Annotated in this window: 17 protein-coding genes; 5 read left to right on the top strand and 12 right to left on the bottom strand. The window is 36.4% G+C overall.

The annotated features are described in order from the left end of the window. Nucleotides 1-14: 14 nt before the first annotated feature. The 5 genes from asnB to SOI85_RS08215 form a co-directional block, all read right to left on the bottom strand. On the bottom strand, nucleotides 15-1,931 hold the full coding sequence (asnB, locus tag SOI85_RS08235; protein WP_320663910.1) for an asparagine synthase (glutamine-hydrolyzing): 1,917 nt from the start codon (nucleotides 1,929-1,931) through the stop codon (nucleotides 15-17). 38 nt (nucleotides 1,932-1,969) lie between these two features. Further along, on the bottom strand, nucleotides 1,970-2,842 hold the full coding sequence (locus SOI85_RS08230) for a PD-(D/E)XK nuclease family protein (RefSeq protein WP_320663909.1): 873 nt from the start codon (nucleotides 2,840-2,842) through the stop codon (nucleotides 1,970-1,972). Between the two features lie 224 nt (nucleotides 2,843-3,066). Further along, nucleotides 3,067-4,140 (bottom strand): hypothetical protein, encoded by a 1,074-nt coding sequence (locus SOI85_RS08225; RefSeq protein WP_320663908.1) that lies wholly within the window; start codon nucleotides 4,138-4,140, stop codon nucleotides 3,067-3,069. After that, nucleotides 4,128-5,510 (bottom strand): GTP-binding protein, encoded by a 1,383-nt coding sequence (locus tag SOI85_RS08220; protein ID WP_320663907.1) that lies wholly within the window; start codon nucleotides 5,508-5,510, stop codon nucleotides 4,128-4,130. Before SOI85_RS08220 ends, SOI85_RS08225 begins: the two co-directional genes overlap by 13 nt. 106 nt (nucleotides 5,511-5,616) lie before the next feature. Then, nucleotides 5,617-7,119 (bottom strand): metal ABC transporter solute-binding protein, Zn/Mn family, encoded by a 1,503-nt coding sequence (locus SOI85_RS08215; protein ID WP_320663906.1) that lies wholly within the window; start codon nucleotides 7,117-7,119, stop codon nucleotides 5,617-5,619. A 326-nt stretch (nucleotides 7,120-7,445) separates the two neighbouring features. On the opposite strand from SOI85_RS08215, the gene SOI85_RS08210 reads away from it, so the two are divergent. Beyond that, on the top strand, nucleotides 7,446-7,820 hold the full coding sequence (locus tag SOI85_RS08210; RefSeq protein WP_320663905.1) for a hypothetical protein: 375 nt from the start codon (nucleotides 7,446-7,448) through the stop codon (nucleotides 7,818-7,820). Nucleotides 7,821-7,836: 16 nt separating this feature from the next. Here the strand turns inward: SOI85_RS08210 and SOI85_RS08205 are convergent, their stop codons facing one another. The 3 genes from SOI85_RS08205 to SOI85_RS08195 are packed head-to-tail and all read right to left on the bottom strand — an operon-like array spanning nucleotide 7,837 to nucleotide 9,145. After that, nucleotides 7,837-7,995 carry a hypothetical protein gene (locus SOI85_RS08205; RefSeq protein WP_320663904.1) on the bottom strand — a complete coding sequence of 53 codons (159 nt, stop codon included), beginning with the start codon at nucleotides 7,993-7,995 and terminating at the stop codon, nucleotides 7,837-7,839. 44 nt (nucleotides 7,996-8,039) lie between these two features. After that, entirely contained in the window at nucleotides 8,040-8,951 is a 912-nt protein-coding gene (locus tag SOI85_RS08200) for an OsmC family protein (protein WP_320663903.1), read from the bottom strand. 29 nt (nucleotides 8,952-8,980) lie between these two features. After that, nucleotides 8,981-9,145, bottom strand: coding sequence for a hypothetical protein (locus tag SOI85_RS08195; protein ID WP_320663902.1), 165 nt, complete (start codon nucleotides 9,143-9,145; stop codon nucleotides 8,981-8,983). A gap of 208 nt (nucleotides 9,146-9,353) precedes the next feature. On the opposite strand from SOI85_RS08195, the gene SOI85_RS08190 reads away from it, so the two are divergent. After that, a complete protein-coding gene (locus SOI85_RS08190) occupies nucleotides 9,354-9,602 on the top strand; it encodes a hypothetical protein (RefSeq protein ID WP_320663901.1) in 249 nt (82 codons plus the stop codon). 398 nt (nucleotides 9,603-10,000) lie between these two features. On the opposite strand, the gene SOI85_RS08185 is transcribed toward SOI85_RS08190, so the two are convergent. After that, on the bottom strand, nucleotides 10,001-10,348 hold the full coding sequence (locus SOI85_RS08185; RefSeq protein WP_320663900.1) for a hypothetical protein: 348 nt from the start codon (nucleotides 10,346-10,348) through the stop codon (nucleotides 10,001-10,003). A gap of 477 nt (nucleotides 10,349-10,825) precedes the next feature. On the opposite strand from SOI85_RS08185, the gene SOI85_RS08180 reads away from it, so the two are divergent. After that, nucleotides 10,826-11,617: an SIMPL domain-containing protein gene (locus tag SOI85_RS08180; RefSeq protein ID WP_320663899.1), complete on the top strand. Its 792-nt coding sequence runs from the start codon at nucleotides 10,826-10,828 to the stop codon at nucleotides 11,615-11,617. A gap of 46 nt (nucleotides 11,618-11,663) precedes the next feature. On the opposite strand, the gene clpS is transcribed toward SOI85_RS08180, so the two are convergent. Further along, nucleotides 11,664-11,960, bottom strand: a complete 297-nt coding sequence (gene clpS, locus SOI85_RS08175; protein WP_320663898.1) for an ATP-dependent Clp protease adapter ClpS — start codon at nucleotides 11,958-11,960, stop codon at nucleotides 11,664-11,666. 524 nt (nucleotides 11,961-12,484) lie between these two features. On the opposite strand from clpS, the gene SOI85_RS08170 reads away from it, so the two are divergent. Then, on the top strand, nucleotides 12,485-14,269 hold the full coding sequence (locus SOI85_RS08170; RefSeq protein WP_320663897.1) for a tetratricopeptide repeat protein: 1,785 nt from the start codon (nucleotides 12,485-12,487) through the stop codon (nucleotides 14,267-14,269). A gap of 548 nt (nucleotides 14,270-14,817) precedes the next feature. Then, the gene (locus SOI85_RS08165; RefSeq protein WP_320663896.1) at nucleotides 14,818-15,048 is read left to right on the top strand and encodes a hypothetical protein; all 231 of its coding nucleotides are present in this window, start codon (nucleotides 14,818-14,820) and stop codon (nucleotides 15,046-15,048) included. A gap of 385 nt (nucleotides 15,049-15,433) precedes the next feature. Here SOI85_RS08165 and SOI85_RS08160 read toward each other — a convergent pair whose 3' ends face one another. Both SOI85_RS08160 and SOI85_RS08155 read right to left on the bottom strand, forming a co-directional pair. Next, nucleotides 15,434-15,565: a DUF2905 domain-containing protein gene (locus tag SOI85_RS08160; RefSeq protein WP_320665165.1), complete on the bottom strand. Its 132-nt coding sequence runs from the start codon at nucleotides 15,563-15,565 to the stop codon at nucleotides 15,434-15,436. A gap of 72 nt (nucleotides 15,566-15,637) precedes the next feature. Next, the gene (locus SOI85_RS08155; RefSeq protein WP_320663895.1) at nucleotides 15,638-15,799 is read right to left on the bottom strand and encodes a hypothetical protein; all 162 of its coding nucleotides are present in this window, start codon (nucleotides 15,797-15,799) and stop codon (nucleotides 15,638-15,640) included. Nucleotides 15,800-15,858 lie beyond the last annotated feature (59 nt).

The raw sequence follows: 15,858 nt of genomic DNA, 5'->3' as shown, positions 1-15,858 counted from the left end.
AATATTCCGCATAATTAGATTAACTCGAAAAGATAATTTTCAACTTCATTTATACTCATAGATGACTCATACATCATCATAATCAACTCAAAAGAAAGAAAAGAGTATTTTGTCCTATTTGAGAAACTAGAACCATAAGCACCTATACCCATGAGTTTTGCAATTGAATCTCTAGATATTCCAAGCAGATTACTCAAATGATGAAATTCGCAAGATCCAACTGCTAAATCTAATTGCTTATCACAATTAAATGTAGGTCCTTTCTTAGGGAAATTTTGCATTCTAAATTTACCCTTATATTTATCTTCTATAAGTTTTCTTATTAGTATCTTTCCTTTCTTTGAGTGATTTAGACTAAATGGATTCCCTCTCCTTAACGAAGAAATATTCACAGCAAAAGATACAATCTTTTGATCTAAGTAAGGTACTCTTAATTCTATAGACTCCATCATGCTAAAACGATCATTCCGTAACAAAAACCTAGGTAATCTAGATGATATCTCATCTAAAAGAAAAGAATTAGCATGCCTCTCCAAGCTAGAGCTAATAAATGAATAGCTTTGCATAGCCCTAGTAAAGTTATTATTTAATTCATCTCCTTTTAATGAATAAGCAAGTAATGGTGTGATTGCTGAGAAAGAAGTAGGTGAATATAGATTGTAATGTTCTGAACATCCATAAGCAAGTGCTTCGGTAGAGAATAATTTATTAAGGATAAGACCTAATGGTATAAATTTAGAAATTTGATTAATTCTTTGGTTCCAACACATCCCACTAAAGTAACTGTACCCACCGAACAATTCATCAGCAGCACAGCCTGATAACAATACTTTAATACCATCTAATCTCGATAGCTTGCATAATTGTGAAAGGATAAGACCTTCTAATTTATTAGGTTCTTCATATGACCATAAAAGTTTTGGGAGCTGATAAATAGGATTAGGCTCATCCACATTTAAAGAGACTAGATTTAAATTATTAAGAGATGCTATCTTCTGAGGGAATCCAAATAGCTTTGTAGAAGATGATGAAGCATGATATAATTTCTTTTTCTTATCATTACTTAAGTAGGTTGTAATTAGATTAGAATCAACTCCAGTACTAAATAAAAGTCCTACTCCAGCATCAGAAATACAATGTTTATTTACTGATTGATTCATTAAATAATCTAACTCATCAGTTAGATCATTCAATGATCTTTTAGAGTAATAATTATATTTATTTTCATCGACTAATGAGCTAGGATGAAAGTATTCAGTAACAGATTCTATTGAAATAGTATCTACATCTATTTGTATGTATGTACCAGGAAGAATACTTTTAACACTTTTAAAAATTGATCCTTCCAAAGGCATACCGGTTAGAAATAATGATGGGAAAGCTTTTTTTATGTCTACTTCAAGTTTATGTTTATATGGAATAAAAGCTTTTGCTTCAGAAGCTAAAAGAATAGATTTTTCTCCCTCAAAGTCTTCAGTAGAATAGAATAAAGGTTTTTGTCCAAAATGGTCACGGCATAGATATATTTTATTTCTTAATTTATCCCAAAGAGCAAAAGCAAACATTCCTTCTATTATTTTAAGTGTCTCTTCTAACCCTTTATATTTTATACAATTCAAAAGGACTTCTGTATCACCTTTTGATTTCCATTGGAAAGATTTATTAGATTTATCTAATGCTTTTTTTATTTCATTGTAATTATATATTTCTCCATTAAAAACAATAATATATCTCTTGCAAAAAGATTCCATCGGCTGATCTCCTGCATCACTGATATCTTGTATCGATAGCCTATTAAATCCTAATTGAACGTTTTTATCTTGATATATGCCAGACGAGTCCGGACCTCTATAATTAATTATCTTAAGTGCCTCTTTTAATTTTTTTACTGGCGTAGAGTGATTTGATATAACTCCAACAAAGCCACACATTAAAAAGAACCTTCTTTATCAAGAATATCTAAACTAAATTATATCTCATCTGCTGAAGAAAATAGTGTTCTTTGAATACTCTGAGCGCCACTGTTACTTGTTAGATGAACTGCTTTTGCATATTGATCGGCATAAGCACAGTTCTTACAACATTCATTAGGTTCAGGAATTTCGTGTTGATTCATCAAATCAACCATCTCATCAATTTGATCTTCCAGTCCATCAGTAGTCCAATTGTAGGGAACGAGGTACTCATCAAAGTTCATCGTCTTATGGAATCCATCACCATCTCTCTTGGCATTACACACTAAAAAGTAAGACGTTGGATGAACATCAAATCCCATGCCTTTAAGAAGGTAGGCATAGAAGTTCATTTGAAGTTTGTATCCCTCATGGTATGGATCATCTAGATATTCCTGTTTGCTTACTAGTCCATTCTTTGCCTGAGATTTGTAGTCCACAACTATCAATTGTTTAGTTCTTGTATCTAGCCAAATATCGTCTACACCACCCGTCAAAATGATGCTTGTCTCTTTGTGTCTGAGCATCAATCCACGATGAAGAGAGTTCCTCCAGTTATCCATTTCTGGATGATCAAAAGGAACCACATGACCCAATCCGTTAGGGACAAATAAACGATGTGGTGTCTGTGATTCTCTGCACTCATCAAACTCTTTTTTCAGTAGAAAGTCAGTAGTTTCATTGAGTGTCCAACCTGGCGTTCCAGGAGGATCAAGACCCATTACTCGGTCTAGATAGAAGCAACGTTTGCAACTCAGGAAGTTAGAAAAACGACCTCTACTAATTTTGAAATCTGCGGTTTGATTTGGGGTATAAGAAGACGATTCTCTACTACGCACTCCAGTTGCTTTTACAATTTCTTTTTTTCCGTTGCGCTTGAGATCGATCATTTATTTTTATAGATGCTTTTAAAAATAGGATTTGACTGAGAACTTCTGTCTAAGCATTGCACTAGAAGAAGCGAACAATCAACTCTATCAAGGGATCTCAGCACTTTCTAGAAAGCCATACTAGCAAGCGTCTAACATCACAAATCATTTGATATCAAAGCGCGTCTTAGAAGTTTTGTGCAAGGCAAAAATAATTGGACTATTTCACACTAGACAAGGTCTAATCATGCAAATCCTTTGGCAGATGTTTCAGTACGCACTTTAAAATCCCAAATAATAATCCCTCCTTTTGCATTCACGGCAGCGAGAGCGCAGTCATCAGGTCGCCATGCAATTTGGCTAACAAGTTCTCCTGCAAATGCACCTCCTACTGGATCACCTTGACCGTTATTATTGAGAAACCACACAAAAACCGAACCATCCCTCGCTGCTGAAGCCAATAACATTCCGTTATGAGAAAAAGAAAGACTAGAAATAAAATCATTATGAAGAGTTAATTGGCCTGGGACTGTACCTTCAGGACCATTCCCGTGAAAACTCCAAACCGTTACTATTTCACTCCCTCCTGTAGCTAGAAGCGTGCCACTATGATCAAATGCCAGTTGGCTTGGTTTACCAGGATAGCCAGTCATTTCTGAGTCTTGATTAGTTGACCTTCGCCAGAAATGTACAGAATTGTCCTGACTACCGCAAACCACAATGTCACCATTAGGGCTCAGCACCATAGAGATTAGTGAACCTTGCCATTCCAATTTCTGATTCACCTTTTTATTAACTACGTCGAAAAAAGTTACTCGGCCATAGCATGCAGTTGCCAGTTCATTCGACTTCGACCATTCAATGGCACTGACTGTACTTGGATGTTCGCCTGAGCACCATTGCTCTTGACCATTAGCACAGAAAACATAGACGTATCTGGAAAGAGTTACCGCTAAGAAATTGCCGTCAGGAGACCATTTGATATTCTCAGCCCAACCTTTTCCAAGATCCAAAACCTTACTTAACTGACCTTCTTTGCTATCCCATATCAAAACTTGGCCATCCTGGCCTGCAGTAGAAAAAGAATTTCCATCAGGATGAATAGACATTGCAAGTAATCCGCCCTTATGTACCTCCTTTTTATTCCAAATAACATCTCCAGACTTACCCTCAAATGCATAAATCCCACCTACAGAGTCGCCCACCAAAAAGGCTTTACCTTGTAGGACCCATCCGCATGTAATGGCATAGTCCTCAACTTGAGCACTCCACCCCTTGTGAAGCATGCCCTTTGGACTAAAGGCTTCTATACCAGGCAATTATCGAACTCCCTAGACATTTCTTCTTCATCAAGATTTCGACCAATAAACACTAATTGATTGCGGCGTGGTTCACTTCCCCACTCTTTATCAGGCTGAGCAGTGAAAAGCATGTGAACCCCTTGAAAAACCATTCGTCGGGACTCACCCGCATAACTTATAAATCCTTTCGTCCTAAATATATCTACACCTTTTTCTGAGAGGAGACGACTCAACCACTTATTGAGTTTTTCTGGATCAACATCACCTAATCGCTCGATAGCAATTGATCCCACTTCATCATCATGTTCATGCTCTGCAACCCAAGTACGCTCAGCTTTAGGTTGAACCATAAATTCATTTTTGATATCAATTGCAGTTGAAGTAATTGAACTATCAACACGGAATACTTTTATATCAAATTCCTCAGATGTGTGCTGAGTAAACAGCCCAATATGAGTAGCGTTTTGAAGTTCTAAATAGAAAGACTTACGCCCATTCGACTGAAGCTGAAGACTCACATGTTTTCCGATTGGAATTGTGCTTTCTGGATAAAGAAGTTCCGCAGAGTCAGCGTATAGTCTTACGCAAGATTCTGCACCAATATTAAGAGCTGCTTCGTCAATCCCCTGACCTTCCAGAACGACAAGCGACATAGTTGGATCAGGTCCGTCTTCGAGGCTAAGTTCATAAAGACCTTTCTCAAGAGAAAAGACACCTGTCCATTCGAATGGATATTCTGGCTCAAGGAAAGTGGGGCGACGCTTTAACACCTGATCTAGATCAAAAGCACTAAGGTTTAGCACAGTATCAATAGACACCTCAGCTTGCTTACTACGCACAACACGAGCCATACGATTCATATCTCGTAGCCGTGATTCAAGAATATCAAGAGATTCATCAGAAACTAAATCCGTTTTATTTAGGACAAGAACATCTGCGAAGGCAACCTGCTCAGAACTTTCATCACTTCGACCGAGTTGCTGATCAATATGAGCCGCATCAACAAGAGTAACAATGCCATCAAGAGAAAATTCATTACGGATTTCGTCATCCATAAAAAATGTCTGAGCAACAGGGCCAGGATCAGCAAGTCCTGTTGTCTCAACCAACACATAGTCGAATTTATCGCGTCGCTTCATGAGGTTGCCTAATACTCGAATCAGATCACCACGAACGGTGCAGCAAATGCAACCGTTGGACATTTCAAAGACTTCTTCGTCAGCATTAATGACCAGACCCTGATCAATACCAACTTCACCATATTCATTTTCGATTACAGCTATTCGTTTACCGTGTTCTTCACTCAGAATCCGATTAAGAAGAGTGGTTTTGCCAGAGCCAAGGAAGCCAGTAAGGATGGTAACAGGGACTTTGTTTTCTATAGTCATTTTTCTCCTGAGTTTTTAGTAAAGTCAATAAACCCTAAAGTCTCCTAATCATAGTTGATTAGGAGACTTCGAATATGAAAGATCACAAGAACAAAGATTTAACTTTTCAATTAGTTAATAAATCCCACCTATAGGATAGTTGATTACCTGCTTTCTTATTACAGGAACCACCCAAAGAATCAACTATGGTACATGTGTTATGAACAGATACAGAAATAGTATTTCCTGTAAGCATTAAACCATCAACAAAAATTTGTTGTTTTGCGATAGGAGTCGAAGTTTGTCTACTCAAGTTATTCAATAGCTTTGAAGGAGGTTTTTGCTCAGCAAATATAACTTGTACATTCTCTTCTCTAAGCTCTGTTATTACTTTTGAAATGGTCTGAGGCCTAAGACTCGATGAATGACCAAGAAAATCTAATAAGCTAATAGTTTTCAAACCAAAAGCATCCCCATAGTATTCCATAGCTTTATGCTTAGAAACTATCGTCCTTTGATTAGAAGGGATTGTTGCTACTTGTCTTTGAGTCCATTGATCTAAATCTTCTAAAATAGAATTAACAGATTGAGTTCTTTCTTTTATAACTTTTTTAGTTTCTCTATCAAAGAATGAAACTTTCTTGTTGAGATTTTTAGAAATGACATTTCCCATCTTGATGATGTTATGAGGGTCATGCCAAATATGTGGATCTAGTCCTCCATGATCATGGTGATGATGATGATCACCACCTTCATCTGGAACTTGAGCTATCGGTTCAATATCATCGCCTGAAACATCTTTAAAGAAATGCTCATCGGCTTCAAACTCAAAAGGCATATGCTCAGTAAAGAATGCATATTTACCAGCTTTTTTGATTTCAACCTTGAATGTTGTGCTGTCTTTTCTCTCATTAAATGTAAGGACATAGGCTTTTTCCTGTGCAACAAGTTTGTCATTATTGCGTTTAACTTCTGAATTTTTGGACTCTAATAATTCTTCAGCAAGCTCTTCTGATGCTTCAATATCCCCAGATTTAAGGATGACCATTTTCATTGCAGGATCCGCATAGTCGCCATCGACTTTTGCAAAAGACCATTTGTAGGTCCCTGGTAAAAGTTCAAAGACACCAGCCCATTCAAAAGCTTCAGCTCCATGATCATCGTGTTCGTCTTGTTTAGCAGCTGAATGATCGTCGTGATCGTCGTGGTCGTCGTGGTTAGAAGCTGAATGATCGTCGTGGTCGTCGTGGTCGTCAATTTCTATTGCACTTACACCAACAACAACAGTTATTGGATTATTCAGCCATTTTTTCATTGCGGGAGTCATTTCTGTCCCAAGGGTAAAAATCTGACTGGCATTATTTAAAGCTTGGGCCTGCCTCGGAGAAAATTTCACATCATGCACATCCCGACTCCTATCAATCAAACAAGTAACTGGGCTCGAAGGTAGTGAAATTGCAGAAACAAGATCACAAGTTAAAGGTTCAACAGCAACTATTGAGCTAGGCTGGGCTTGAACACTCTGACTAATTCCAGTTAAAAATACTGCTCCAGCTAAAAGAGAGTTACTTAAAATTACTCTATTAATTAATGGTTTTCGTGGGAATAATCTTACTAGGGGAAGCGACATCGGCCAAGCCTTATTCAATGACCAACTAATGATAATCATTATCGTTTTGTATTGGCAAGTATGTTTTGATCTTGTGAACTAATTCTCGCCAATGAGAAGCTTGCTCATGGGCAGAAAGCTTCCACCTCCATTACCCATCCTTAGCCTAATTTTTTCACCCAATAAAAAAAGGACCCCCTAAGGAAACAATCCCTCACAGATCGGGGCGAAAGGCTTCGAACCTGTCACCTAGTGCTCCTAAAGCAAAATCTTGAAAAGAGGTTAAAAAAAGATCGTCAAAAAAAAAAAGCTATACGATTTAGATATCTCATATAACAACAAAAGAGATGAGGCCAGAGATCACAGCAGAAGATGTCAAGAAAGCTCAAAAAGATGCTGAATGGGCTTATACCAATGCAATGGAAAAGTTCTACTACTCAATGTTGGAGATCGTTTTCCTAAGAATTAAAAGTCATTTAAGTGCAGAGGGCTTAAAGAAAGTTTTAGAGATGGACGCAAAGAGAGAACAAAATGAGAACTTAGGTGTTGAATTCAGTCAAAAAACTTGGAAAGTTTTAGCAGAATCATGGGTAGGAGCCGAAGGTCTCGCTATGACAAAAATTGCTGATCTTTATGGGCTAGAGATTTCGGATCTAGATATATCAAAAATCGACAAAATTAATCAAAAAACAAGTACGCCAAGGTGTGAACCCCTCAATTAGAAATTTAGAAGCGCTTTTATTCCCTAGATTTCTTAGCACCCTTATGGCACCTTTTAACTGGTACAAAACTTGAGGCTCCAGTCGAGGCGACAGGATTCGAACCTGCGACATAGTGGTCCCAAAGCACTGGTTCGACTAGAAGTACAAACCTTGAATAGTTAACAAGAATTGGCATTTTTACAAAAATTGAATCAGCAGAAGTTGGAAACCTAATTGAAATTAAGCCGTGATATTTTGCTTGCCACTTGAAATACCACCAACTTTCAATCTTCTGATTTTTCCATCTCCCCAAATCCAGAAAACAGGGTCGGCTGCCTTTGCTTTCTGCAAGTCAGCTTGATGTCTCAAACTAACAGGCTGAAATTCCTTCGTTGGATCGAAATCGCTATCTCTAACCGCCTGATTCAATACAATACTGCCTTCCGGCCCTGAAACAGATCGATGATAAGTACCAATAGGTATCTGGAGAGCACCCATTTTTTGGTTGAGATAAATCACATGATGAGGATCTTCCCATTCGGGATTGAGCAAAGTAAAAGTACGCTTCCCCGCTAAGACAAAATTGTGGTCAACCTGGTGATGATGGACATAATACTGCTCAATTTCATTGTCATTTGGAGGAGAAATTGCACTTCTATGATGAATGACTACATCAGATCCATTAGAGCCCTTAACTCCTGCATCAAAGAAAGTGACTTGAGGCGTTTCCCTAAACATATTCGTGGGGACAAAGTTTAAAGAAATCTTTTTTTTACTTTTCGATTGATTCCACTGAACGTTAATTCGTATTGAGTTATCTAGATTTCTCAAAACAGGACAGTCCTTCGTGGCCCTTTGAAGAACCTTTAATTGATCAAACGCTAAATCACTTGGCATTTTAATTTGTAGCAATAAAGATTCAATCTTGCGTGGACCATGAGTTGTCATCTTCTTTTCAATTTCCACTGTTATCTCACTTAATTCCCAACCTTTTTCTTTTCCTGTAATTCCCATCACCGTAAGGAAACAAGTCCCTACTGCTGTCGCCAGTAAATCAGTAGGAGCAAAATTTTCGCCTTTCCCTGCATGATCAACAGGTGCATCAGTTCTAAGTGTTTGCCCAGAATGCACATGCTGAGCTTCTGTATGCAAATTCCCTAAATAACGACAAAGAATTTTGTCTACACTTCGTAGAGCTTACAAGTAGATTTAGCAGGATGAAGTTTGCATTCCTCTTCCCAAAATAAATCTTGCTTTTGTTGTGGTAATTCATAAGAGAAGTCATGAATATAATCAAGATCTCTCAACGGATTTGGAAAGACTGTAAAAGGAGTTCTTAGTTTCATAATCCTCCTATTCGGTTAATTCATTTATAACACATTCTTATAAATTACATATAGTGCTTTCACGAAAGTATTTAGACTGTACGGTTCTTACCAAGCAAAGTGTTATTAACCGTCTTAAGTGATATTTACCGTATGCATTTCTTCGGTTTACAGCATTATTGATTTATAACATTAGAGGCAGAATAATACTATTCCCACACGGAACATCATGAACACATCGTTATTTGACACAGTTCTCTTCGACTCATACTTTTCTCCGATGAGGACTGTTTATGTTATCTCTGATAGTCAACTAGAGGAGATAAAGAGTAAGCAAAGGCAAGAGGAACTCGACAACCTTAAAGCTGCACGTAAAAGACTTGAGGAGAACTATCAGTCACGTATCAAAATCATTGACGAACGTGAGCATGAACTTCAAGAAGAACTCAAAGCACTAGTACCAGCAAAACAAACCTAAAATTGCTACTGAAGAAACTGAAAAGTGCCCTGTTCAGTTTTAAGGCTTTGAACTAGTCGAGCAATGGGGGTGACTAAATAGGTATAAAGGGGCCTATTCTGGCCCCTTTATTTGTACAATTTCAGATAAATATCGTTAATGACAACAAAAAAGTACCAAATAAAGATGTTTTTAGACATGAAGAAGGGGGACGTATTTCGATGTCCCCCTTTGAGTCCAGCTCTTATTTTAATACCAACAAGCTAGGACTCCTATATAATTTATAATCAACTAAGAACAACGCGCAAAGAGTATAAACACCTCTTTTTGATCATTACTCCCCAACAAAATATTAGGTCAAGGTACATTAAAAGGTGATGGAATTCAACTTACAAGTTCTGCTCAAAAACATAATCTCTTTATCTGCTTTCACTTCCCCACTCGCAAGATAATTCACACTCAGTGAGATTTTCCTTGTCAAGGCGACTTAAAATTCTAACCATATCAACTGATGAGAGGCTTCCATCAGCATTCCACTTAAGAGTTGTTTTTCGCTGAACTGGAATGCATTCTTTATTCACTGGTGAGGGGAGAAATTTAACCTCTTTATTCTCAATACAATCTAAATAGGATTTAGCAGAATGAAGATCTGCTGTGTAAGTACATTTATTTAAAGAACAAGCTCTAAACATTCTGCCAGTCAGACCTTGCAAGCAAACAATTGAGCCTCCATGAGGAGTTGTATGGAAAGGCTTTTGAATGGTCATTACTCACTCTCCATTACTAGAAAGATGGGTAATTATGTATCAATAGCTACTAAACAACAATAGGCCTTAATGCTTGAGCATTAAGGCCTATTGTTGTTTAAGAAGGTCTATTCATTAACACAATCACCCTAAGATCTATTGCTATAACTGAGAGTATCAACTGACAACCAATAGAGGCATGGTTTACAGTCATACCAAGAGATTAGACGAAATCTAAAAAATCCATTCACACAATATTCACAAATTTTCAAGCGAAAGTTTTCAGGCAAACTCTCTTGAGAGAAAAATCATTTGTACTATTGCGAGCCTACTTAACATAAGGCATGATCAGGAACCGGCTTGAAGATTGGCACATCGATGAAGTGCCTTCCTGGTGAAATGAAAATTGATTGGCCAGCTAGGGGTATAAATCAAGGCCAAGAAAAGAAGATTTGATTTCACTTACAACTTCTTCCTCACAACTTCGAAGTTATTCTCATGCAACCTTTTTCATTTTTGAAGACCCTCTCCAATAACTCTGTTCAAATATTTCGAAGAACTCCTCCTCTTGTTTTTGCAATGTCCATCCTTTCAATAGGGGGATTCATCGGATTTACAAGTGCGACAAAAATCTTAGTCTCAGGGCTAAAGCCTGCAGAAGACACTATCACTGTTACTGGAGCAAGTACAGAGCGTATCGAAAGTGATATGGCGAAATGGGACATCAAAGTTCAGACTATAGGATCTTCTCAAATTGATTCCTATCAAAACCATATAAAGTCTATAAAGAAAACAATTAACTTCCTTAATAGCTATGGCCTGAAGACAAATGACTACCAAACAGTAGAATTAGGCCCTGCTACAACGTCAAAGCAAGTCTCAAAAAACAATAAAACTGGTAAAATCATTTCTACTCATTGGCTAACTAGTCAATGGATAGAGATAGAAAGCACAGACGTTGTCAACATTAATAAAGTGCATCGAAAGATAAGCCAATTACTTGGTAAAGGTGTACTTGTAAAATCGAATAGTCCCAAATTTACTTATACCAAGCTTGCCGGGAAACGAATAGACATGCTTGCTAAAGCCACTAAAGATGCGCGTATTCGTGCCGAAGCGATTGTCCGTGAAACAGGCTCGGAGCTAGGCAGCGTAAAGAAAGTAAATACTGGGGTCTTTCAAATCACTGTTCCTAATTCAACCAGAGTTAGTAACTGGGGTTCTTATGACACAAGTACAATACAAAAAGACATCACAGCAGTTATGGGTGTGACGTTTGCGATCAATTAAAAAGTCTCGTCATCTAAAACTCTATTGGAAAAAACAATGAGAAAATTTATGTTTTTTCAATTGGTGCCATTGTTAATCCTTTGCTGATCAGTTGCTGATGATACAGCTCTGCCTGTTCAAGGGGACCTCTCCATACTTCCGCCAAACCTTCACTATCTACTTCGACGGCAAGTGCCCATGATCTTTTTTTACTCATTCCTGGAATGATTGTCATGAGACAATTTGCCACATGTTCAAACGTATTAAAGTTATCATCTAGAACTATTATCCTTGCTTCTGGATATTTCTTTTTTGTTGTCTTTGGATCTAAGACTGTCGTAGTTGAATTCGTTGAAAATTCCATAAATCCATCATGCCTCTTCAAACATTTTTTCCCAATTACCTTTGTGGTTTCCTAACTCTTCAGCTCTGGGGATGAATTGGCACATATTGCTGTCTTTTCTCTGATTCCTTTTCCTTTTAATGAGAATTATACAACACTTTCTCAGTATACATTTGCTAAACTGAAATACAATCCTTGGGATTAGTAATAGAAACTTGATTGAGCTAAAACAAAGGAAATAGATGGAAGAATAAGGTTTTAATTGAAGTGTAATCCTCTAATTATTCTACTAACTGCATGAAATTAGTTCTTGCAGCACCTCTGTTCGTAAAAGATTTTAAGGCCAATTGAGGTAGTGATCCATCAACAAGGCGATACCCCAAATATCGCAGTGACCTACTTCTGAAGACGCCAAGAGACAAAGTTCAAGCGTTAGCGAATACATAAAATAAATTACTGACAATAAAGTTATAATAATTACACTTTAAAACTTAATCTTAAAAAAGAAACTAGAATCAGCAGGATTCAAAATTTTTGCTATATCAATGAAAGGGTTTGGCGATCAGAGTAAATCTCATAAAAAAAAAGTACCATATTTAAAATCTAAACAAAATCATTATCAAATACTACTTCAAGCACTTAAATATCATTCAGAAGGTAATACATCTAAAGCAGAAAAGTGTTATCAATTTTTAATAGAAGATGGATTCAAAGATGAAAGAGTTTTTAACAATCATGGAATGATATTAATAAATCATGGAAAATTGAAAGAAGCTGAATTATCAATTCGTAAGGCAATTGCACTTAATCCAAATGATGCAATAGCACATTCAAACTTAGGAGGAGTTTTAAAAGATCTTGGTAATTTAAAAGAAGCTAAATTCTTTATTCAAGAAGCAATTAAACTCAAACCTAATTTTGGACAAGCCTATTATAATATGGGCTGCATTTTACAAGATCTTGGTGAATTATATGATGCTATAAATTTCTATAAAAAAGCGATAAAATTGAATGATAAGTTTGCCGATGCCAAGTGGCGTTTGATAACTCTTAAAGGAAAAATCTGCGACTGGAGTGATCAAAAAACCCAAAATATTTGGATTGAAAATCTTGGAATTGAGGGCTCCTATACACAACCATTCGGATTATTTTATTATGAAGATAATCCCTTAAAACAATTGCTGAGAGCTAAGAATCTGTATAGGAAGAAATACTATAGGAAATCAAAGGAAATACATAAATTAAATAATAAAAAAATTCGTATAGGTTATTTCTCATCAGATTTCAGAGCACATCCAGTCATGTATTTACTGGCCTCAATACTTAAGTTGCATGATAAATCTAAATTTGAAATATACTTATACTCATTTGCGCCAAAAGAAGATAAATATACTGAGATTGCTAAGAGTTCTGGATGTATTTTTAAAGATATAAAAAATCTTAATGATGTTGAAGCTGTTGAGTTATCTAGGAATGATAAGTTAGATATTGCTATTGATCTTATGGGTTATACTGTTCATAATAGAATGGAAATATTTTCTTACAGAGTAGCTCCAATACAAATTAGCTATCTTGGATATCCAGGAACTCTTGGAGCTAATACTATTGACTATATCATCGCAGATGAAATTATAATACCTAAAAAATATGAGAGTCTTTACACCGAAAAGGTCATAAGAATGCCAAGTTGTTATCAATGCAATGATAATACAAAAGAAATATGTAAGGAGGATATTAGTCGCAAAGAATATAACCTACCTGAAAAAGGATTTGTATTTACTTCTTTCTGTGCCAATAAGAAAATTACTCCAAAAGAGTTTGATATTTGGATGAGGTTACTTACAAAGGTAAAAGGGAGTGTGCTTTGGTTATATAAATCAAATAAATATTCCATGGAAAACTTGATTAAGGAAGCAGAGAAAAGAAATATAGATCCAAATAGATTGGTCTTTGCTAATAAATTGCCATTATTAAAAAAACATCTTGCAAGATATTCTCTTGGTGATTTAGGCCTTGATACCTTTAACTTTAATGGACACACAACCACCTCTGATGCTTTGTGGTCAGGGTTGCCAGTCCTGACCAAAATTGGAGAGAGTTTTGCTGCAAGAGTATCTGCAAGTATACTTACTTCCATTGGTCTTCCTGAGCTAATCGCTAACAGCGAAATAGAATACGAAGAGAAAGCATTATATATAGCAGAAAATCCTGAGAAACTAATAAACTTAAAATCTCAATTAGCTAAGTTAAGAAAAACCTCAACACTTTACAATTCAGAATTATTTACAAGAAATTTAGAGAATAAATTCATGGAATTAAATTCAAACTGAAATTATAGATATACCCCTCCCAAAATTAGCTATAGGAAAAGATTGAATACTCCCCATAGAAAAGCAAACCAGTTTGGTAGCACTAGTTATTTATTCAAAGTTAGAATGGATTCATAAAAAGTTGGAATGATTCCCAATAGCCTTCTCTTAAGTCGATTGCTATTACTAGACTTCTCAACCAGACCAGAATTGTTGAGAGCAAGGAAAGATTTTGGTCAGATGCGATCTATTCATTTATTGATTTCATCTCAAGCCTGACGTTGAAGACTTGGGCTGGATCAACTAGAAAGCAAAAAAGAGTAAAGAAATCATGGCTGAGATGAAGAGATTAGGTATTGGCTAATGAAAATATAACTTTCAGCAGTGGACTAAGCTTTGAGCGAACCGTAGAGATTAACTCAACCTTTACTCAAGTATTCTCTTAAGTTTTGGTGAGAGTAAAATAAAATCATGATCGGAAGTCTTACCAAAATCATTGTCTTAGCAATGGTGGTTTTATTAGTTGGTTCTACTTTTGGTGGGCTTGTGTTCTCTTTAATTAATTCAAGATGAAACGCTTTTTACTATCTTTCCTAACTATTGGGCTTTTCCTTCCTAGCCCCGCCAATGCAGAAAGTATTTGGTTGGTTTTAAAAATCGCTGCTCGTAAAAGCGCAGCCTATCTTGAAAAGATTGAAATGGAGAGCATCGCTCAATGTGAAGAGCAGGGCAAATATTGGAAATCAAAAGATCCAAATAGATTTGAGAATCTAGATTTCGTTTGTTTAAAGGGAAAGTAAAAACTAACACTCTAAAGCTCTAAAAGACTTTAAATACCAGGAACTAGGTAATCCATAGATCTCTCTACCGCCTCCCTTCTCAAGGAGAGAATCCTACAAGATCAGTAGGACGACAGGATTCGAACCGTCCTTTTTCACTGAGATCTATTGCTATGAATAAAGAAATTAACTACTGACTAATAAAAATAGCAACTTCAAGCTAAAACTACGTTTTCGGCGAACCGTAGAGATTTACCTAAACTTTCTCTTACTTATTTCTGTTTACTTTTGGTCAATCATTGCTTCTACCTTCTGACGAAAATGAAATAAGAAACAACTCCTATTAGCAGGACAGAATCAAGTGCGATATGCCAAGGCGGATATAACTGATGCAGTAATTCAAGCATTAAGAGGATCTGAAAAAGTTAAGCAGAATAGAAACAATCAAACTAATAGCAATACAACTAACCACTGGGAAATAAAAGGTTGAGTTTTCACTTTTCAAAATTATGTCGCCAGGCAAGTGACCTAAACCTATTTGCTTGAAGTAAGGGGAAAGAACACCTATAGCCGCAATTCCAAGTCCGAGTGGATTAGTAGTTTTTGCATTTCAAACTAGGTGTCTTATTAACTGAGTTACTTCCAAACCCTTTTCAGGTCTACACTCAGTCGGGTATGAGATCACATTTTTTGCGATAAAGCCTGCCCCGATTGCAACCACTCCTATTACGAAAATCCATTTAGATCTCTCACTTGCCAAAAGGTTTCTCATGGTTTTAAACGAGGTTTCGATTTTTAAATAATCAAACAAATTATAATTCAAGAGAACTA

Origin of the sequence: Prochlorococcus sp. MIT 1223 (assembly GCF_034092465.1) — a bacterium.
Lineage (GTDB): Bacteria > Cyanobacteriota > Cyanobacteriia > PCC-6307 > Cyanobiaceae > AG-402-N21.
Note: the sequence above shows the minus strand (reverse complement) of the source record. Positions and strands in the feature narration are given on the sequence as shown.